The sequence below is a fragment of the Bradyrhizobium sp. USDA 4474 genome, assembly GCF_054057515.1.
Map to the genome: position 1 here is coordinate 5,445,854 of NZ_JBSRZJ010000002.1, position 18,406 is coordinate 5,464,259.

Here is an 18,406-nt window from a genome sequence, read left to right on the forward strand (position 1 = left end):
ACGCTGGCAGCAGCGCTGCGCTATCAGCGCGCGAAACGGAAGCTGCCAATGGTCAAGACTGCGCTCGACAATTTCAAGAGGCCGCCTTGCGCCGAGCTGCTCGGATGGCGCCTGCTCGATGCCCGTCCCGAGGACGGCTGGATCAGGCTCGGCTTCGAGGGCAAGCCTGAGTTCTGCAACCCCGCCGGCTTCATCCAGGGCGGCATGCTTTCCGCCATGCTCGATGACACGATGGGCCCGGCCGTGCTGGTGATGAGCGAGGGCCGGCTCTACACCACGACCATCAGCATGACCGTGAACTTTCTCGGGCCTGCAACGCCCGGACCGATCATCGGTGAGGCCAAGGTGACGCAGCTGGGCAAGACGATTGCGTTCGTCGAGGCCAGGCTGATGGCGGAGGACGGCACGGTGCTGGCGACGGCGAGCGCGAGCGAGCGGTTGCTGGAGGCGGCGCGGGTGGTGAAGTGACTGAGAGCTAGTCACGCGCTCCACTTCCTTCTCCCCTCCTGGGAGAAGGCGGTGCGAAGCGCCGGATGAGGGGTTGCTTCAGCAAGCTCAAATGCAAGCGCGTCATTGGAGGCAACCCCTCACCCAAGTGAGCCTGCGTCCACCAGCGTCGCTGCCCTCTCCCACAAGGGGCGAGGGCGCATCAACTCGCATCTCGCTCCGTGCAGAAAACTCACACCCCCACGCGCGCGTCCTTGCTCACGATCGGCGGTGTCGCATTCAGCGCTTCGACCTGGAAGCCCGCGACGCGCTTGTAGTTGGCGGCGATGTCTTCCAGCTCCTTTTGCGACAGCACGTCGGTGACGTTTTCAAAGCCGTCGGGCGCGCGTTCCTCGACGAGCTGCATCACCTGCTCCGGGCCGTTCCTGCGGTTGAGCAGCACGAGATCAGTGGTTGCCGGCCGTCGCTCGGCCTCATAGGCTTGCAGCGCCGCCTGTGTCGGGCCGTGCGCCAGGATCTCGCGGGTGATGGTGCGGGCATCGAGGATCGCCTGCGAGGCGCCGTTCGAGCCGATCGGGTACATTGGATGCGCGGCATCGCCCATCAGCGTGACCTTGCCGAAGGTCCATTGCGACACCGGATCGCGATCAACCAGCGGATATTCATAGGCGTGCGGGCAGTTCCTGATCAGGCCGGGCACGTCGAGCCAGTCGAACTGCCAGCTCTCGAACCAGGGCAGGAACTCGTCCAGCCGCGCGGTGCGGTTATAGTCCTCGCGCCGCCACTGGTAGGTCGGCGGCATGTGGCGCTCGGCGACCCAGTTGATCAGATGATTGCCTGATGCGTCCGGTTCCTTGGAAATCGGGTAGCAGACGAATTTCAGGATCTCATGGCCGGCCATGATCATGGTGCGGCCGGTGAGGAAGGCCTTTGACGGCGTCACGCCGCGCCAGAGGATGCGGCCGTTCCAGATCGGCGGTCCCTCGTCGGGATAGAGTTTTTCTCGCGCGGCGGAATGGATGCCGTCGGCGGCGACCATGATCGCGCCGTCGCAGGTGCCGGCAGGTTTGCCGGTTGCCCGGTCGACGAAGTCGGCGCGCACGCCATTGGCCGTCTCGGTCCAGCCGGCCAGATGATGGCTGGTGAGGATATTGTCGCGGCCGAGCCGCTCGACCGCGGTATCGAGCAGCAGCTGTTGCAGCGTGCCGCGATGGATCGAGAATTGCGGCCATTTGTAGCCGGCTTCCAGCCCGCGCGGCTCGCTCCAGATCGGCTTGCCGTGCTTGGAGAAATAAGCGAGCTCGCGGGTGCGCACGCCGCTGGCATCGAGCTTGTCCATCAGGCCGAGCTCGATCAGCTCGCGCACCGCATGCGGCAGCACGTTGATGCCGACGCCGAGCGGCTTCAGCGCGGCCACGCTCTCGAACACTTTCACGGGAACGCCGATTCCATGCAGGCTGAGCGCAAGCGTCAGCCCGCCGATGCCGCCGCCGGCGATGAGTACCGTCATGACAAACCCCTCCGATAGCAGGCGTCTTGGCACAGGCGGGCGGCGGTGGGCAACTGCGAAGAGCAGCCGTGCTATGGACCTGATGGTCCACAGCCGTTAACTTCCGGCTTTCCCATGAGGTTCGACATGCTCAAGCTCTACTACGCCACCGGCACCTGTGCGCTCGCCACCTACATCACCCTGGAAGAAGTCGGCGCGGACTACACGGCTGAACGGCTGAGCTTCAAGGACAACCAGCAGAACAGCCCTGAATATCTCGCCATCAATCCGAAGGGCCGCGTGCCGGCCCTTGTGACGGACCGCGGCGTCCTCACCGAGACGCCGGCGATGCTGGCCTACATCGCGCAAATCTTCCCCAAGGCGAAACTCGCGCCGCTCGACGATCCCTTCGAGTTTGCGCAGGCGCAGTCGTTCAACTCCTACCTCTGCTCGACCGTTCATATCAACCATGCCCACAAGTTACGCGGCGCGCGCTGGGCGACGCAGGAAAGCTCGTTCGCCGATATGAAGGCGATGGTGCCGAAGACCATGGGCGCCTGCTTCTCCCTGATCGAGCAGAGGATGTTCAGGGGGCCCTGGGTGATGGGCGATCAGTTCACCGTCTGCGACCCCTATCTCTACACGCTCTCGACCTGGCTCGAGGGCGACGGCGTCGACATCAACGCCACCCCGAAGATCGCGGATCACTTCAAGCGCATGTCGGACCGGCGCGCCGTGCGCAAGGTGATGGACGCGCAGAAGGCGTGAGAGCGCAGGTCTCGTAGGGTGGAATCCACCCTACGCGCCCTTCTTGTCCAGCTCCCGTCCCGTCTCGAGCATCAGCCGCCGCAACCAGATCGAGCCGGGATCCATCTGCGCCCGCGTCGGGTGGAACATGAACTGCTCGTCGATGCCGGGATCGAGCGGCGGCGTCACGGTGACCAGCCCGAGCTGCTTCGCCAGCGCCGTGATCAGCCGGCGCGGCACGAAGGCGACGAGGTCGGTGCGCGCGGCGACGTGCAGCGCTTCGAGATAGCTCGGCACCACCAGCGAGACATGCCGCTCGATGCCTTTGCTGCGCAGCCAGGTGTCGATCAGATCCTCAGCATTGCCGCGGATGACCACGCCGACATGGCGCGCAGCGAGGAACGTCTCGCGGCGCTTCAGCTTTGGCGCAAGCCGATGGCCGCGTCGCACCGCCAATGCGTCGCTGTCGGTGTAGAGCAGCTGGCGGTGAAAGCCCTTGAAGGCGTTGCCGATCGAGATCACGAGGTCGATGGTGCGGGCGAACTCGGCGTGGAAGATCGCCGGTCCCCGCCACGGCACGACGTCGATGCGGACGTTGGGCGCAAGGCGCGTGACCTTCTCCATCAACGGCGGCATCAATAGTTCCACCGCGAGGTCAGGCATCATCAGACGGAAGGGCCGTTCGCTGCGCGCGGCGTCGAACTCGTCAGGCACGAACAGCCCGCGCACCTGGTCGAGCGCCTGCGCCAGCGGCGCGCGCAGCGCTTGCGCCCGCGGCGTCAGCTCCATCCGCGCGCCGGTACGTACCAGCAGCGGATCGCCGAAGATGTCGCGCAGGCGCTGCAGCGCATGGCTCGTTGCCGGCTGCGACAGCGAGATGCGCATGGCGGCACGGCTGACATTGGCCTCGCGCAGCAGCGCGTCGAGCGCGGTCAACAGATTGAGGTCGAGCGAATTCAAATTCATGAGGTGAATAGATATCATATCTACTATCGATTTGCAGAATTCTCGTCGCGCAGTGATGTTCTCCGGGTTGCCACTTCAGGAGATGCCGCCATGAGCGCGAACGCCAACAAGAAACTGATGCAGGATATTTTCGCCGCCGCCGCCGACCCCGATCCGTCGGCGCGCGATCGCGCGCTGTTCACCGCAAGCCTCGCCGACGACGCCAAATGGATCGTCACCGGTCAGTATTCCTGGTCGCGAACCTTCGCGGGCAAGGACGCGATCCTCAACGATCTGCACGGCTATGTCCGCTCCCGCCTGCGCGACCGCACGCGCACGATCGCCGAGCGCTTCATCGCCGACGGCGACATCGTCGTGGTCGAGGCCAAGGGCGACAACGTCACGCCCGAGGGCGTCCGCTACGACAACGACTATTGCCTCGTGTTCCGCCTGGAGGACGGCAAGATCAAGGAGATCCGCGAATACTGCGACTCGGTCCTGACCGAGACGGCGCTGGGCCGGTTCCCGCAAGCCCGGCCCGATCAGGAAGGATACCATTAACAAGTGTACTTCATGGTGCTGCCGCGGAGCGCGAGTCGCCGTGGGGGCGTTCGGCTGCTCGACTTCTTGGGGGCGGCATCATGCCGGGCATTCGTTTGAGGATCAGGGGACGTCTTTACGCCGGGTTTACGGCTCTTGCCGCGGTGGGGCTGGTCATGGCCCTGGTTGCGGTCTGGAACCTTCGGGCCGTCCAGGACCAGGTCGCGAGAATGTCGGCTTTCTCGGACCATGCAGCGCGCGTTCGGGAGATATCGATCCATCTCCAGGCGCTGCAGCGGGCCAATCTGCGCTATATCTACGATGCCAACGAGCCCGCCTTCAAGGAGGCCGCAGAACACGAGGCGGAGACGGTCGCGTTGCTGAAAGCGCAATCGGCGGAGTCGTTCTCGGAGGAGCGGCGCAAGATCTACGATGGTTTGATCGGCGATATCACCAAGCTGCAGTCGCTGCGCGAGCGCATGGGCGCCGCGGTCAAGGAGACGACGAAAGGCAAGGCCGCCCTGCTGCCAGGTGGCGAGGAACTCAACGCCAACGCCGGCAAGCTGGTCATCGCGGCCCATGGAACCCACGATACTGAGATCACGGGGCCCGTTGGCGACCTCGAATCCAAGATATTGCAAGCTCGTCTCGCGAGCTGGCGCTTCCTCGCCATGCGCGATTCCAAGGCAACCTCGACCTTCAGAGCCAATACCGAGAGGGCGCAGCAACGGATCACGGCGCTCCAGGAGGCCAGTCTGCCCGAGCAGGTCAAGTCCGCGCTCGCCCCGGTGAAGACCTCGCTGACCGCCTACCAGGCGGCGTTCGAGGCGACGTCCGCCGCGATCCTTGTGGCCGACGAGACTTTCCGCAACAACATCGCGCCCCTGATCGCCGCAAGTATCGACAAGCTCAAGGTGGCGGATTCCGAACTCACGGCCGAGTCCCAGAACACGCGGACGATCGCCGCCGGCGTGATCGCCCGCACGACATGGATTCAGGAGGCGGCAGGCGGTCTCGCCGTTCTGTTCGGCGCGATCGTCGCCTTCCTGATCGCCCGCAGCATCGTCGGGCCCCTGACCGCGATGACGCGCGCGATGGGGCGTCTCGCCGGCGGCGATCTCGCGGTCGAGATTCCCGGGCGCGGCAACAGGGACGAGATCGGCGACATGGCCAAGGCGATCGACGTGTTCAAGACCAACATGATCGACACCGAGCGGCTGCGGCATGAGCAGACCGAGGCCGAGGCGCGGCAGGCCGAGGATCGCAAGAAAGACATGGTCCGGCTCGCCGACCAGTTCGAGCAGGCGGTCGGAGAGATCGTCGACACCGTGTCGTCGGCCTCGAGCGAGCTCGAAGTCTCCGCCGGGACGCTGACCGCGACCGCGACCCGCGCCCAGGATCTCTCGACGGACGTCGCCTCCGCCTCGCAGGAAGCCACCGCCAACGTCCACGCCGTTGCCTCCGCCACCGAAGAGCTGTCCTCCTCCGTGAGCGAGATCGCGCGTCAGGTCCAGGAATCGGCGCGCATCGCCAGCGAGGCCGTGGGGCAGGCGACCAAGACCAATGCCCGCGTCGGCGAGCTCTCCAAGGCGGCCGCCCGCATCGGCGACGTTGTGGAGCTGATCAGCACCATCGCCGGCCAGACCAATCTCTTGGCGCTCAACGCCACCATCGAGGCGGCGCGCGCCGGCGAAGCCGGCCGCGGCTTTGCCGTGGTCGCTTCCGAAGTGAAGGCGCTGGCCGAGCAGACCGCAAAGGCCACCGGCGAGATCGCCCAGCAGGTCTCCGGCATTCAGGCCGCCACGGAGGAGTCCGTCGGTTCGATTCGCGAGATCAGCGGCACCATCGAGCGTCTCTCGGAAATCTCATCGGCCGTCGCCGCCGCTGTGGAGGAGCAGGGCGCCGCCACGCAGGAGATCTCCCGCAACGTCCAGCAGGCGGCCCATGGCACCCAGCGTGTCGCGACCAATATCGGTGACGTCCAGCGCGGTGCGACCGAGACCGGCTCGGCCTCCTCGCAAGTGCTCACGGCGGCGCGCTCGCTGTCTACGGACAGCAACCGGCTGAAGGTCGAGGTCGCAAAATTCCTGAACTCGGTCCGCGTCGCCTGAAGCTCAATCAACAACGAAAAGGCCAGCGCGTGCGCGTGGCCTTTCATCGTGACGCGATGTGATCAGGCCAGTTTCGCCGTCATGTGCTTGAACATGTTGGCGCGCGCCTCGTCGTCCATCTCGGCCTTGAAGGCGAACTTGTCCTTCAGCGCGAGCGCGCGGCCGGCGGCCGGCCGCGCCGAGATCCCGTCGATCAGCCGCTTCACGTTCGGGTAGCGCGCAAAGGCGTCGTCGCCGAGCTTGAACGGCACCATCCGTGCCCAGCCCCACAGCGCCATGTCGACGATGGAGTAGGCGTCACCGACCATGTAGCTGCGCGCATTGAGGTGACCGTCGAGTATTTTGTAATGGCGATCGGTCTCGTACTGGTAGCGGTTATGGGCGTAGTCGTGGTTCTGGTCCTTTGGCGCAAAATGCTTGAAGTGCACCGCCTGGCCCGAATACGGCCCAACGCCCGTGGCCACGAACATCAGCCAGGACAGCAGCTCGGCGCGGTTGGCGGGCAGGAACTTGCCGGTCTTCTCGGCGAGATAGAGCAGGATCGCGTTGGAATCGAACACGATCGTGCCGTTGTCGTCGATCGCCGGCACCTTGGCGTTCGGATTGATCTTCAGATAATCAGGCGTGAACTGCTCGCCCTTGCGGGTGTCGATCTTCACCGGCTCGTACGCCAGCCCGGCCTCCTCGAGGAAGAGCGCGACCTTGGTCGGGTTCGGCGATCCGTTGAAATAGAATTTGAGCATCTGGCGTCTCCCCAGTTCTGGTGGTCACGGGCGGCCCTCTCATGCCCGAACCTTGTCAAGGGACGCAACCGGCGAGATTGCCGTACGGTCTCTGCGCGCGGCGCAGACCAGCTCGCGTCCTGGCAGGTGCCGTAGGGGGAGCGTCGCTATTCCGCCGCCATGCCGGCGCGGATCTCGGCGCGGAGCTCGTCGATCAGCTTGAGCCCCTTCTTGGTCTCGACGTGCCAGAAGGTCCAGCCGTTGCAGGCCTGCGCGCCTTGCGCCACCGCGCCCATGCGGTGGATCGAGCCGACCTTGTCGCCGAACATGATGGCGCCGTCGGCACGAACCAATGCGCCGAGCTTCTTCTTGGCGTCGAACAGTTTCGTGCCGGGCATGATCATGCCGCGCTCGATCAGCTCGGAGAACGCCACGCGAGGCGCTTCGCGCGCGGTCATGAACGGGGCGAGGCTTTCTTCCGGTAGCGGCTCGACCGCGGCGATGCGCGCTTCGGCGGCCTTCGCATAGGTCTTGTCGCGCTCGAAGCCGATATAGGAGCGGCCGAGGCGCTTGGCGACGGCGCCGGTGGTGCCGGTGCCGTTGAAGGGATCGATCACGAGATCGCCGGGCCTGGACGATGACAGCAGTACGCGTGCGAGCAGGCCTTCCGGCTTCTGCGTCGGATGCACTTTCTTGCCGTCGGCGCCCTTGAGGCGCTCCTCACCGGTGCAGAGCGGGATCAGCCAGTCGGAACGTGCCTGCACGTCCTCGTTGGCGGCTTTCAGCGCCTCGTAGTTGAAGGTGTAGCCCTTGGCCTTCTCGTCGCGCGCGGCCCAGATCATGGTTTCGTGCGCGTTGGTGAAACGGCGGCCGCGGAAATTCGGCATCGGGTTCGACTTGCGCCAGACGATGTCGTTCAGGAGCCAGAAGCCGAGGTCCTGCATGATCGCGCCGACGCGGAAGATGTTGTGATAGGAGCCGATCACCCAGATCGTCGCCGACGGCTTCATCGCGCGGCGCGCGGCCAGCAGCCAGGCGCGCGTGAAATCGTCATAGGCGGAGAAGGAATCGAACTTGTCCCAGTCGTCGTTGACGGCGTCGACGTGGGACTCGTCGGGCCGCTTGAGGTCGCCCTTGAGCTGGAGATTGTAGGGCGGATCGGCGAACACGAGATCGACCGAGCCGGCCTGGAGCTTCGACATCTCGGCGACGCAATCACCGATGACGATGCTGTGCGACGGAGACTCAAAATTTGTGCGGGGCGCCTTTGCAGACGCCCCGCGACGCGACACTACCATGACTCAAGAACTCTGACTCAGGCGACGCTGTCGGCGACGCGGGACCAAACAACCGACTGACCGTTACAATGAAGCCGCAAAGTAAAAATCGGCTTAACTCGCTGCTTTCGCGAGCAGGCCCCGCATCGCGTGTTGCACGCGAGAAGCTGAACGCATTTGCCGTATTTCATAGTGTGTTTCGTATTTCTTCGCGTTGCGGGCGTGGTTGAATCTGCCGATCGCTCCAAAATTCTCTCGGAAAAAAATGCTTGGCCCTCGGAAAAAATTGCTGGCGTCGCAGGCTGCCGCACTAGGCAATAATTGCCGAGCGGGATATTGATTAACACAATGGAAATTTTAGCTATGTGACGCGTTGAGGTTTTTGCGTTTCCGCGTGCCCACGCCGTATCATTGCCGATCTTAAGGGAAGCCCGCCATGCGCTACGATGATTTCCGCCGCAGCGACGACATCGAGGATCGTCGCGACGATGGTGGCGGAGGAATTGGCGGCGGTGGCGGCGGGTTTGGCCTGCCGATGGGCGGCGGCGGTCTCGGCATCGGCACCATCATCGTGCTCGGCCTGGTCGGCTATGCCTTCGGAATCGATCCGCGCATCCTGATTGGCGGCGCCGAGATCCTCACCGGCGGCGGCCAGGCGCCGAGCTACCAGAGCGACCGTCCGTCGAGCCAGGCCAAGCGCGGCGCGCCGACCGACGAGATGGGCAGCATGATCTCGGGCATCCTCGGCGAGATCGACGATCGCTGGAGCGAGATCTTCCAGGCCAGCGGGCAGTCCTACACCGGTCCGAAGGTCGTGCTGTTCCGCAACGTCACCAATGGCGGCCGCTGCGGCCGGGCCGAGTCGGCGATGGGGCCGTTCTACTGCCCGCCTGATCGTACCATCTTCCTCGACACCTCGTTCTTCCGCGAGGTCGAGACGCGCTTCCACGGCTGCTCCGGCAAGTCGGCGTGCAATTTCACCACCGCCTACATCATCGCGCATGAGGCCGGCCATCACATCCAGAACCTGCTCGGCATCATTCCGAAAGTGACGCGGCTGCAGCAGCAGGCCGGCAGCAAGGCCGAGTCGAATGCGCTGCAGGTGAAGGTCGAGCTCCAGGCCGATTGTCTGTCCGGCGTCTGGGTCAATCGCGAGGCGAAGAAGCGCCCGAACTTCCTCGAGGCCGGCGACATCGATGCCGCCCTGACCACAGCGAGCGCGATCGGCGACGATACGCTGCAGCGCCAGGCCACGGGACGCGTGGTGCCTGACTCCTTCACCCACGGCTCGGCCGCGCAGCGCAAGCAGTGGTTCATGACCGGCTATCAGCAGGGCACGCTGCAGGCCTGTAACACGTTCGGCGGCGGCGGGCAGTAGCCGGTCTCGTGCCCGGACGCAGTGGCGTCATCCCGGGGCGAACGCAAGTGCGTTCGTCCCGGGATGACGGCGCTGGGTGGGAGGAAAGGTATGTTGCAATGGCCTCGATCGACGAATCCAAGCAGTTCATCCCGCTCAACATCGCGGTGCTCACCGTCTCCGACACGCGTGCGCTTGCGGATGACAAATCCGGCCAGACGCTCGCCGATCGGCTCACCACGGCCGGCCATCATCTTGCTGCGCGCGAGATCGTCACCGACGATGTCGAGGCGATCCGCGTCGTCATCCGCCGCTGGATCGCGGATGCCGGCGTCGACGTCGTCATCACCACCGGCGGCACCGGCTTCACCGGGCGCGACGTCACGCCCGAGGCAGTCGAGCCGCTGTTCGAGAAGCGCATGGACGGTTTCTCAATCGCCTTCCACATGCTGAGCCACGCCAAGATCGGCACCTCGACGATCCAGAGCCGCGCCACCGCCGGCGTGACGGCTGCGACCTACATCTTCTGCCTGCCTGGCTCGCCGGGCGCTTGCCGTGACGGTTGGGACGGCATCCTCGCGGCACAACTCGACTACCGCACGCGCCCCTGCAATTTCGTCGAGATCATGCCGCGGCTGGACGAGCATCTGCGAAGGCCGAAAGCGCAGGGTGCGACGGTGTAGGCGCGCTGGCGGCGAGCATCATTCGCAACCAAGCGCTGGGCATCGTAGGGTGGGGTAGCCCTGCGGCTCGCGAAGCGCAGACCGCCGGGGCGTAACCCGCCACTTCCGTCACCGCCGAAACCAAAGAGGCGGGTTACGCATCGCGACCGCGCTTCGCGCCGTCGTGACGCTAACCCATCCTACCAGAGTGCGCCGGGCATCGCGCAGCTACAGATCCATTTCCCACGTCTCGCCCATCAGATCGTGCCCAAAACTGTGATGCGGCTTGGACGCGACCAGCTCGAAGCCGGCGCTCTTGTAGATGCTGCGTGCCGCCACCAGAATGCTCTGCGTCCAAAGCGTCATCCTGCTGTAGCCGCGCTCGCGCGCGCCCTGGATGCATTGCTCGACCAGCGCGCGGCCGACGCCGAGGCCGCGTGCATTCTTCTCCACCTGCAACAGCCGGAGCTTGGCGATCTCCCCGGTCGCCTTCACCAGGAAGATCGAGCCGACCGGCTCGCCGCCGACTTCCGCGATCCAGCAGTGCTCGCGCGCGGCGTCGTATTTCTTGATGAACTCTGCGCAGATCTCGGCGACCAGTGCCTCGTAGCTGATGTCCCAACCGTAGTCAGCAGCATAGGCGGCGCCCTGCTTGGAGATGACCCAGCCCATGTCACCGACGCGATGGCTGCGCAGCACGACGGAAGCGGGTTGGCTTCGACGTTGCTCCAAAACCGTCTCGATGGTCGCCATGGCCTGCGTGAGCCGCGTTGCATCGCCGGCCGGAAGCCGGGCCAGCATCGCGGCGACCTCGTTTTGCGAGCTCAGGTTCAGCTCGGCGAAGGCCTGGCGGCCCTTGGCGGTGAGGCTGAGCTGGTATTGCCTGCGATCCACAGGGAGGGGCCGTCGCGTGATGAGCCCCTTTTCCTCGAAGTTTTGGACGATGCGGCTGAGATAGCCGGGATCGAGACCGAGCTCGTTGCCGATCTCCTTCGCCGAAACGTCGTCGCGATGCGCCAGCTCGTAGATGACGCGAGCCTCGCTGAGAGAAAACGCGCTCCTTCCAAGATGCTGGTCGAGCACACCGAGCTTGCGGGTATAGAAGCGGTTGAAGGCGCGAATTGCCGCGATCTGGTCGTCGATACCGTCATTTGCCATGAGACACCTCGATACTTGCCATTGTCAAGCAACTATTTGACTTTGGCAAGTGTTGATGCGCTCATCCCACCATGACGATCCGGCTGCGCAGCAGCGTCCGGGAGGAACGGCCGAGCCGTCTGAGCAGCTTGGCCTCGGAACGATGGGCCTGCGGCGGATAGCCCCCGATCCGGTCGTAATGATCACGCGCGATCAAAAGCCCCTGGTCGCCGAGCGGGCCGATCAGCTTGCGCGCCACGGCGCGCAGAAAGTCGCCGAAGTCGGTATCGGCGTAAGGCGAGCGGGCGTAGCGGAACACGGCCGCACGATCCCGGCCGCTGGCCGCGACCGCCTGGATGAACTGGGTGGTCTCCTCGATCCAGCCGGTTTCCAGCACGGCCCCGGCGGGAAGGAACATCAGCCAGGGCGAGCGGGCCTGGAGCGCGCCGGCGGCAAGCGCTGCGCCTTGCGAAGATCCCTCGCAGCCGATGAACCGGCAGCCCGCGACGTCGGCGACGCGCTCGATGACGCCATTGCCGGTGCCGTCGACCAGCAGAACTTCCTTGACGATGCCGGTCGCCGCGCCGGGTACCAGCGCGGCGAGAGTTGCGACCGCCGTCTGTTCGACGCCTTCGGTCGGTATGATGACGCTCAGCATGATTGAGGCTTCGATGTCCGCACTTCGGGAGAAGCGTAACTTGTTATGATCTTGTCATAAACACGCGGCGTTGCCGAGCGCAACTTTCCGCGGGCAGTTCGGCGTGCGATGGTGAACGGCCGCTCGTCTATCGCAGCTGAATGTGTCGCGCGTGGGGTGGCGATGTTGCCGAATGTTTCGGCAAATCCAGTGTTCGTGACCTTCAAACTGCGCCTTTCTCGGCCGATATCATCAGGGTGAGGACGCCACTGCGCTGAGCAAGATGTGTCTATGAACGCCGATCAACTTCCCGTTGGCACCACGCCAACATCGCCGAAGCCGGACGTCGCGCCGACCTTGCGGATCCGCGCCGTGATGCTGGGCGAACGCATCAACGCGTCGAACCTCGAACTCGGCACGCTGGTGTCCTCGACGCCCGCCGCCTTTCGCGTCCATGCCGGCCTTGTGGTGATCTTCCGCTATGGCGTCGTGGTGCTGATCGGCCTGCTTCCCTCCGAGGAGAAGGTTCTGCTCGACGGCCTGAAGTCCCGTATCACCGGCGAGTTCAGCCCTATCGAGGAGGAAACCGCGCAGGCGCAGCTCTGCAAGGACGAAAACGCCGAGGCGATCCAGCCGGGCGGGCCGATCTGCCTCGCCAAGTTTTCCGACGAACGGCTGCTGCTGATCGCCGACGCGCTGGCCAAGAGCACCTCGCTGGCGCGCGACGAGCGGCGTGTCGCTGCCGTCTTCGATGTCATCGAGCCCTTCGCGCGGGAACTCGCCGAGAAGGGGCGGACCTCGCGGCGGCGGAAGGGCATTCTGCAACTGATCGGCAATGCGCTGCTGGTCCAGCAGCGGGTCGCCGGCCGCGTCGCTGTTGCCGAGAAGCCCGATGCGCTCTGGGAGAAGCCGCAACTCGACCGCCTCTACGCGCGGCTCGAAGACGAATACGAGTTGAAGGAGCGTCTCGACACGCTCGAGCGCAAGATCACCGTCATCGCGGAGACGGCCGATGCGCTGACCGATATCATCGACACCCAGCGCTCGCTGCGGCTCGAGATTGCAGTGGTCGTGCTGATCGTGATCGAGGTGGCGATCGGGTGTTTCCAGATTTTTGAAGGGATTCACTGAGCGAGGCGAGTTTGGTGGCGCTGCAAGCCGAGGACGCGGTTCACCTCTTCCGCAGGGAGAGGTCGGATCGCATCGTAAGATGCGATCCGGGTGAGGGGTTACGGAGTCGCTGAATTGCGCGTCCCATCACTCGCATTGCTGCGCAACCCGCTCTCCCCGCCGGGCAAAGCCGAACTCTGCGGCTGCCCATCGTATCATCTCACGAATGTGCTTGCAGCGTCCGTCGACCGCAGCACTGCAACGCAATGCCGCGCGATTGCCAGCTCTTCGTTGGTCGGGATCACGAACACGTCGACCGCGCTGTATTCGTCGCTGATGCGTTCGCGCCCCTGATCATTCGCCGCATCATCGATGCGCAGCCCGAGCCACCCAAGCCGTTCGCCGATCGCGCTGCGGATCTCCTTCGCGTGCTCGCCGATGCCGCCGGTGAAGACGAGACCGTCCAGTCCGCCGAGCGTGTTCGCCATCACCGCGATCTCCTGCGCCGCACGGAAGGTGAAGAGATCGACGGCTTCTCGTGCTCCGGACTCGCTGCTTGCGAGCAGCGTGCGCATGTCCGCGGAGAGACCGGAGACGCCGAGCAGGCCTGACTCGTGGTAGAGCAGGTGCTGCAAATCCTCGGCTGACATCCTTTCGTGCTGCAGCAGATAGAGCAGCACGCCGGGATCGATCGTGCCGCAGCGGGTGCCCATCACCAGGCCGTCGAGCGGCGTCAATCCCATCGTGGTGTCGAGGCTGCAGCCATCGCGAAGTGCGCAGAGACTCGCGCCATTGCCGAGATGGGCAATCACGATGCGCTCGGCGGCAAGCTCCGGCGCGATGTCCGCGAGCCTGCCCGCGACATATTCGAAGGAGAGCCCATGAAAGCCGTAGCGTCGCAGCCCGCGCGCCTCATGGCGCTTCGGAATCGCGAAGCGGCTCGCGGGCGGCGTCAGGCCGTGATGGAAGGCGGTGTCGAAGCAGGCGATCTGCATCAGGGAGGGGCGGATCGCCCTGATGGCACGGACCGGTGCAAGGCAACGCGGCTGATGTAGCGGCGCAAGCGGCGTGAGCGCGTCCAGCCGGGCATAGACCTGGTCGGTCAGGGTCACAGGACCCGAATAGTCCGGACCACCATGGACGATGCGGTGACCTAAGGCCCGCAAGGAAGCTTCGCCGAAACGGTCCTCGATGAAGGCGAGCACATCAGCGAACAGACGGCCGCCGTCATCATCCGATGCCGTGCGTTGCTTCTCGAACAGCGTCTCGCCCGTTGGGCTCTTCGCCACCAGTCGCGGCCTGGTTTCATGCTCATCGAGCAGGCCCTTGCAAAGCAGTGAGGGCTCGCATCGCACGATCTCGAACAGGCCGAACTTGATGCTCGACGAGCCTGCGTTGAGGACGAGGACCAGATCGGACATGGCGCTCAATCGCCGGCTTCGGCCGGTGTGGTGCCGCCGGAGCTGTTCTGCCAGATCCATTCCTGAATCTCCGGCATGTCCTCGCCGTGCATGCGCACGTAGCGCGAATGCTCGATCAGTTTGTCGCGAAATTGCTGCTTCACATGCGCGGCCTTGGTGGCCAGATCAGGCACGCGCTCGATCGCCTCGATCGCGAGGTGGTAACGGTCGAGTCCGTTGAGCACGACCATGTCGAACGGCGTCGTCGTGGTGCCTTCCTCGGCGAAGCCGCGCACATGCATGCCGGCATGGTTGGTGCGGCTGTAGGTGAGACGGTGGATGAGGTAGGGATAGCCGTGATAGGCGAAGATGACCGGCTTGTCCTTCGTGAACAGGCTGTCGAAGTCGCGATCGCTCAGGCCATGCGGATGCTGCTCATTCGGTTGCAGCGTCATGAGGTCGACGACGTTGACGACGCGGATCCTGAGATCCGGCAGCGCCTTGCGCAGCAGCTCGACCGCCGCGAGCGTCTCCAGCGTGGGGACATCGCCGGCGCAGGCCATCACCACGTCGGGCTCGCCCTTGGCGTCCTCGGTGCCGGCCCAGGTCCAGATGCCGATGCCGGCATCGCAATGCGTTGCGGCCTCCTGCATCGGGAGCCATTGCGGCGCCGGCTGCTTGCCGGCGACGATGACGTTGATGCGGTCATAGGTGCGCAGGCAATGATCGGCGATCCACAGCAGCGTGTTGGCGTCAGGCGGGAGGTAGATGCGGACGATGTCGGCTTTCTTGTTGGCGACGAGGTCGACAAAGCCAGGGTCCTGGTGGCTGAAGCCGTTATGGTCCTGGCGCCAGACATGGGAGGTCAGGAGATAATTCAGCGAGGCGATCGGCCGCCGCCAGGGCAGGTGCCGCGTCACCTTCAGCCATTTGGCGTGCTGATTGAACATGGAATCCACGATGTGGATGAAGGCCTCGTAGCAGGAGAAGAAGCCGTGCCGGCCGGTGAGGAGATAGCCCTCGAGCCAGCCTTGGCAGAGATGCTCGCTCAACACCTCCATGACGCGGCCGTCTTGCGCGAGATGGACGTCGTAAGGCACGGTCGGCTCCATCCAGACGCGTTCGGTCGCGTCGAACACGGCATCGAGCCGGTTTGAGGCGGTCTCGTCCGGGCCCATGATGCGGAAGTTGCGCTCGTCCGCGTTGAGACGAACGACGTCGCGCAAAAATTTGCCGAGTTCGCGCGTCGCTTCCGCCGTGACTCCGCCGGGCTCCGGCACCTCGACTGCAAACTCTCGGAAGTTCGGCAGCTTCAGCTCCTTCTTGAGGAGCCCGCCATTGGCGTGCGGATTGGCGCCCATGCGCCTGTTGCCTTCGGGTGCGAGCGCCTGAAGCTCGGCAACGAGCGCGCCGCTCTCGTCGAACAGCTTTTCCGGCTCGTAGCTGCGCATCCAGTCGTCGAGAATCTTCAGATGCGCTGGATTTTCGCGGCAGTTCGCCACGGGCACCTGATGGGCGCGCCAGAAGCCTTCGACTTTCTTGCCGTCGACCTCCTTCGGGCCGGTCCAGCCCTTCGGGCTCCGCAGCACGATCATCGGCCAGCGCGGCAGCTCGATCGTGTTGCGGCCGTCTCGGGCGTGCTGCTGGATCGAGCGGATGCTGGCGAGCGCAAGGTCGAGCGCATCTGCCATGGCGCGGTGCATCAGCTTGGGATCGTGGCCCTTGACGAGCAGCGGTTCATGGCCGAGCCCACGGAAGAGTTCACGGATCTCGCTGTCGGGCATCCGGCCGAGCACGGTCGGATTGGCGATCTTGTAGCCATTGAGGTGGAGGATCGGCAGGACCGCGCCGTCATGCGCTGGATTGAGGAACTTGTTCGAATGCCAGGACGCGGCGAGCGGGCCGGTCTCGGCCTCGCCGTCGCCGACGACGCAGGCCACGATCAGATCAGGATTGTCGAACGCCGCGCCATACGCGTGCACCAGCGCGTAGCCGAGCTCGCCGCCTTCGTGGATCGAGCCTGGCGTTTCCGGTGCTGCGTGGCTCGGAATGCCGCCGGGGAAGGAGAACTGCCTGAAAAGTTTCCGCAATCCGTCCGCATCGCGCCCGATATCAGGATAGATCTCGCTGTAGCTGCCTTCGAGATACGCGTTGGCGACCATTCCCGGGCCGCCATGGCCGGGACCGCAGACATAGATCATGTCGACGTCCAGCGCGCGGATGACGCGGTTGAGATGGGCGTAGATGAAGTTCAGCCCCGGCGTCGTGCCCCAATGGCCGAGCAGGCGCGGCTTGATGTGCTCGGGCCGGAGCGGCTCGCGCAGCAGCGGATTGTCCAGAAGGTAGATTTGCCCGACAGAGAGATAGTTCGCCGCGCGCCAGTAGCGATCAAGGAGATCGAGGTCACTGCTTGCAGCAGCCTGTTGTCGTCGAGATGTCATGATCCTGCCGACCTTTACCAGGGATCGTCACCAACCGGGTTCCGGCGAGATCGATCCTTCTCCTGCATCAAACCGGACCGAGGTCACGCGGTGTTGCGTGAGGTCAACGGCGTGCGCCCGAACTTTGGGCAGCGCTACTGTGCATGGGGTTGTTTTCGTCTTTTGGATTCTTGTTCTTGATTTGTTCCTTTGTCGTGCTATCTTGATGGCATGAGTCCAGCATCTTCTTCTGCTCTCAAGCACCCGCCGGTCACGGCGCCCTCCGAGCCGGCGGGTGCGCCTTCCGATTTCCCCGAGCTCGGCGTCGCCATCGATCGCGTGCGCAGGCGCGGGCGGGGCGCGCAGTCCAACGCCAGCGGCCGCTACGAGGCCGAGGCCCGCGTCGCCTTCGACGATGGCTGGCAGAGCCTTGAAGAGTTGCCGCCGTTCAAGACCACGGTCGCGGTGGACACCTCGCGCAAGGTGATCACCCGCAACGATTCTCCCGACATCGGCTTCGACCGTTCGATCAATCCCTACCGTGGTTGCGAGCACGGCTGCGTCTATTGCTTCGCGCGGCCGACGCATGCCTATCTCGGCCTGTCGGCGGGGCTCGACTTCGAGTCAAAGCTGTTTGCCAAGCCGGAGGCGCCAGTTCTGCTCGAGAAGGAACTCGCGGCCTCAGGCTACGAGCCGCGGATGATCGCGATCGGCACCAACACCGATCCGTATCAGCCGATCGAGCGCGAGCGCAAAATCATGCGCGGGATTCTCGAAGTGCTGGAGCGCACCGGCCATCCCGTCGGCATCGTCACCAAATCTGCGCTGGTCACACGCGACATCGACATTCTCGCCCGCATGGCCAAGCGCAACCTGGCCAAGGTCGCAATCTCGGTGACCTCGCTCGATCCGAAGTTGGCGCGCACCATGGAGCCAAGGGCCTCGACGCCGCCGAAGCGGCTGCAGGCGCTGAAGCAGCTTTCGGAGGCCGGCATTCCCACCACCGTGATGGTCGCGCCCGTGATCCCCGCGCTGAACGATTCCGAGATCGAGCGCATTCTCGATGCCGCCACGCATGCCGGCGTCAAGGAAGCCTCCTACGTGCTGCTGCGGCTGCCGCTCGAGGTGCGCGATCTCTTCCGCGAATGGCTGATGGCGAATTATCCGGACCGCTATCGCCACGTCTTCACGTTGATCCGCGACATGCGCGGCGGCCGCGACTACGATTCGAAATGGGGCGAGCGCATGAAGGGGACCGGCCCGATGGCCTGGACCATCGGCCGCCGCTTCGAGATCGCCTGCGATCGGCTCGGGCTCAACAAGCGCCGCTCGAAGCTGACCACGGATCATTTTGCGCGGCCGAAGTTGAACGGCGAGCAGCTCAGCCTGTTCTGAGCGGGACGAG

General features: G+C 64.7%; 16 protein-coding genes. 8 read left to right on the forward strand and 8 right to left on the reverse strand.

Translation table 11 applies throughout. From position 1 onward, the window contains the following. Positions 1-48: 48 nt before the first annotated feature. Positions 49-468 (forward strand): PaaI family thioesterase, encoded by a 420-nt coding sequence (locus ACVW16_RS27190; protein ID WP_456737870.1) that lies wholly within the window; start codon positions 49-51, stop codon positions 466-468. 211 nt (positions 469-679) lie between these two features. On the opposite strand, the gene ACVW16_RS27195 is transcribed toward ACVW16_RS27190, so the two are convergent. Further along, positions 680-1,957 (reverse strand): flavin-dependent oxidoreductase, encoded by a 1,278-nt coding sequence (locus ACVW16_RS27195; protein WP_456737871.1) that lies wholly within the window; start codon positions 1,955-1,957, stop codon positions 680-682. Positions 1,958-2,083: 126 nt separating this feature from the next. Here ACVW16_RS27195 and ACVW16_RS27200 point away from each other — a divergent pair, with 126 nt between their 5' ends. Then, positions 2,084-2,704 carry a glutathione S-transferase family protein gene (locus ACVW16_RS27200; protein WP_456702082.1) on the forward strand — a complete coding sequence of 207 codons (621 nt, stop codon included), beginning with the start codon at positions 2,084-2,086 and terminating at the stop codon, positions 2,702-2,704. A gap of 30 nt (positions 2,705-2,734) precedes the next feature. Here the strand turns inward: ACVW16_RS27200 and ACVW16_RS27205 are convergent, their stop codons facing one another. After that, the gene (locus ACVW16_RS27205; protein ID WP_456702083.1) at positions 2,735-3,649 is read right to left on the reverse strand and encodes a LysR family transcriptional regulator; all 915 of its coding nucleotides are present in this window, start codon (positions 3,647-3,649) and stop codon (positions 2,735-2,737) included. Between the two features lie 90 nt (positions 3,650-3,739). Here ACVW16_RS27205 and ACVW16_RS27210 point away from each other — a divergent pair, with 90 nt between their 5' ends. Beyond that, positions 3,740-4,189: a nuclear transport factor 2 family protein gene (locus ACVW16_RS27210; RefSeq protein ID WP_456737872.1), complete on the forward strand. Its 450-nt coding sequence runs from the start codon at positions 3,740-3,742 to the stop codon at positions 4,187-4,189. 80 nt (positions 4,190-4,269) lie between these two features. Beyond that, entirely contained in the window at positions 4,270-6,279 is a 2,010-nt protein-coding gene (locus ACVW16_RS27215; protein ID WP_456737873.1) for a HAMP domain-containing methyl-accepting chemotaxis protein, read from the forward strand. A gap of 62 nt (positions 6,280-6,341) precedes the next feature. Here ACVW16_RS27215 and ACVW16_RS27220 read toward each other — a convergent pair whose 3' ends face one another. Continuing rightward, positions 6,342-7,022 carry a glutathione S-transferase family protein gene (locus ACVW16_RS27220; RefSeq protein WP_456702086.1) on the reverse strand — a complete coding sequence of 227 codons (681 nt, stop codon included), beginning with the start codon at positions 7,020-7,022 and terminating at the stop codon, positions 6,342-6,344. A 146-nt stretch (positions 7,023-7,168) separates the two neighbouring features. Further along, positions 7,169-8,299 (reverse strand): DNA methyltransferase, encoded by a 1,131-nt coding sequence (locus tag ACVW16_RS27225; protein WP_456737874.1) that lies wholly within the window; start codon positions 8,297-8,299, stop codon positions 7,169-7,171. Positions 8,300-8,714: 415 nt separating this feature from the next. Here ACVW16_RS27225 and ypfJ point away from each other — a divergent pair, with 415 nt between their 5' ends. Both ypfJ and moaB read left to right on the forward strand, forming a co-directional pair. Next, positions 8,715-9,656 carry a KPN_02809 family neutral zinc metallopeptidase gene (gene ypfJ, locus ACVW16_RS27230; protein ID WP_456737875.1) on the forward strand — a complete coding sequence of 314 codons (942 nt, stop codon included), beginning with the start codon at positions 8,715-8,717 and terminating at the stop codon, positions 9,654-9,656. Between the two features lie 98 nt (positions 9,657-9,754). Then, the gene (moaB, locus tag ACVW16_RS27235; RefSeq protein WP_456737876.1) at positions 9,755-10,318 is read left to right on the forward strand and encodes a molybdenum cofactor biosynthesis protein B; all 564 of its coding nucleotides are present in this window, start codon (positions 9,755-9,757) and stop codon (positions 10,316-10,318) included. A 207-nt stretch (positions 10,319-10,525) separates the two neighbouring features. On the opposite strand, the gene ACVW16_RS27240 is transcribed toward moaB, so the two are convergent. Both ACVW16_RS27240 and ACVW16_RS27245 read right to left on the reverse strand, forming a co-directional pair. Continuing rightward, positions 10,526-11,455: a bifunctional helix-turn-helix transcriptional regulator/GNAT family N-acetyltransferase gene (locus tag ACVW16_RS27240; RefSeq protein WP_456737877.1), complete on the reverse strand. Its 930-nt coding sequence runs from the start codon at positions 11,453-11,455 to the stop codon at positions 10,526-10,528. Between the two features lie 61 nt (positions 11,456-11,516). Continuing rightward, entirely contained in the window at positions 11,517-12,092 is a 576-nt protein-coding gene (locus ACVW16_RS27245) for a glycosyl transferase (protein ID WP_456702091.1), read from the reverse strand. A gap of 270 nt (positions 12,093-12,362) precedes the next feature. Between ACVW16_RS27245 and ACVW16_RS27250 the strand changes: the two genes are divergently transcribed. Beyond that, a complete protein-coding gene (locus ACVW16_RS27250; protein WP_456702092.1) occupies positions 12,363-13,202 on the forward strand; it encodes an RMD1 family protein in 840 nt (279 codons plus the stop codon). 194 nt (positions 13,203-13,396) lie between these two features. On the opposite strand, the gene ACVW16_RS27255 is transcribed toward ACVW16_RS27250, so the two are convergent. Both ACVW16_RS27255 and ACVW16_RS27260 read right to left on the reverse strand, forming a co-directional pair. Beyond that, positions 13,397-14,602, reverse strand: coding sequence for an acetate/propionate family kinase (locus tag ACVW16_RS27255; protein ID WP_456702093.1), 1,206 nt, complete (start codon positions 14,600-14,602; stop codon positions 13,397-13,399). 5 nt (positions 14,603-14,607) lie between these two features. Beyond that, on the reverse strand, positions 14,608-17,022 hold the full coding sequence (locus tag ACVW16_RS27260) for a phosphoketolase family protein (protein WP_456737878.1): 2,415 nt from the start codon (positions 17,020-17,022) through the stop codon (positions 14,608-14,610). Between the two features lie 210 nt (positions 17,023-17,232). On the opposite strand from ACVW16_RS27260, the gene ACVW16_RS27265 reads away from it, so the two are divergent. Further along, positions 17,233-18,396 carry a PA0069 family radical SAM protein gene (locus ACVW16_RS27265; protein WP_456737879.1) on the forward strand — a complete coding sequence of 388 codons (1,164 nt, stop codon included), beginning with the start codon at positions 17,233-17,235 and terminating at the stop codon, positions 18,394-18,396. Positions 18,397-18,406 lie beyond the last annotated feature (10 nt).

Bases quoted from the DNA above. Each gene is read 5' to 3' on its own strand.
- ACVW16_RS27205 (WP_456702083.1), bottom strand. From the start codon at position 3,649: ATGAATTTGAATTCGCTCGACCTCAATCTGTTGACCGCGCTCGACGCG.
- ACVW16_RS27220 (WP_456702086.1), bottom strand. From the start codon at position 7,022: ATGCTCAAATTCTATTTCAACGGATCGCCGAACCCGACCAAGGTCGCG.
- ACVW16_RS27215 (WP_456737873.1), top strand. From the start codon at position 4,270: ATGCCGGGCATTCGTTTGAGGATCAGGGGACGTCTTTACGCCGGGTTT.
- ypfJ (WP_456737875.1), top strand. From the start codon at position 8,715: ATGCGCTACGATGATTTCCGCCGCAGCGACGACATCGAGGATCGTCGC.
- ACVW16_RS27250 (WP_456702092.1), top strand. From the start codon at position 12,363: ATGAACGCCGATCAACTTCCCGTTGGCACCACGCCAACATCGCCGAAG.
- ACVW16_RS27265 (WP_456737879.1), top strand. From the start codon at position 17,233: ATGAGTCCAGCATCTTCTTCTGCTCTCAAGCACCCGCCGGTCACGGCG.
- ACVW16_RS27210 (WP_456737872.1), top strand. From the start codon at position 3,740: ATGAGCGCGAACGCCAACAAGAAACTGATGCAGGATATTTTCGCCGCC.
- moaB (WP_456737876.1), top strand. From the start codon at position 9,755: ATGGCCTCGATCGACGAATCCAAGCAGTTCATCCCGCTCAACATCGCG.
- ACVW16_RS27200 (WP_456702082.1), top strand. From the start codon at position 2,084: ATGCTCAAGCTCTACTACGCCACCGGCACCTGTGCGCTCGCCACCTAC.
- ACVW16_RS27190 (WP_456737870.1), top strand. From the start codon at position 49: ATGGTCAAGACTGCGCTCGACAATTTCAAGAGGCCGCCTTGCGCCGAG.
- ACVW16_RS27240 (WP_456737877.1), bottom strand. From the start codon at position 11,455: ATGGCAAATGACGGTATCGACGACCAGATCGCGGCAATTCGCGCCTTC.
- ACVW16_RS27255 (WP_456702093.1), bottom strand. From the start codon at position 14,602: ATGTCCGATCTGGTCCTCGTCCTCAACGCAGGCTCGTCGAGCATCAAG.
- ACVW16_RS27195 (WP_456737871.1), bottom strand. From the start codon at position 1,957: ATGACGGTACTCATCGCCGGCGGCGGCATCGGCGGGCTGACGCTTGCG.
- ACVW16_RS27260 (WP_456737878.1), bottom strand. From the start codon at position 17,022: ATGACATCTCGACGACAACAGGCTGCTGCAAGCAGTGACCTCGATCTC.
- ACVW16_RS27245 (WP_456702091.1), bottom strand. From the start codon at position 12,092: ATGCTGAGCGTCATCATACCGACCGAAGGCGTCGAACAGACGGCGGTC.
- ACVW16_RS27225 (WP_456737874.1), bottom strand. From the start codon at position 8,299: ATGGTAGTGTCGCGTCGCGGGGCGTCTGCAAAGGCGCCCCGCACAAAT.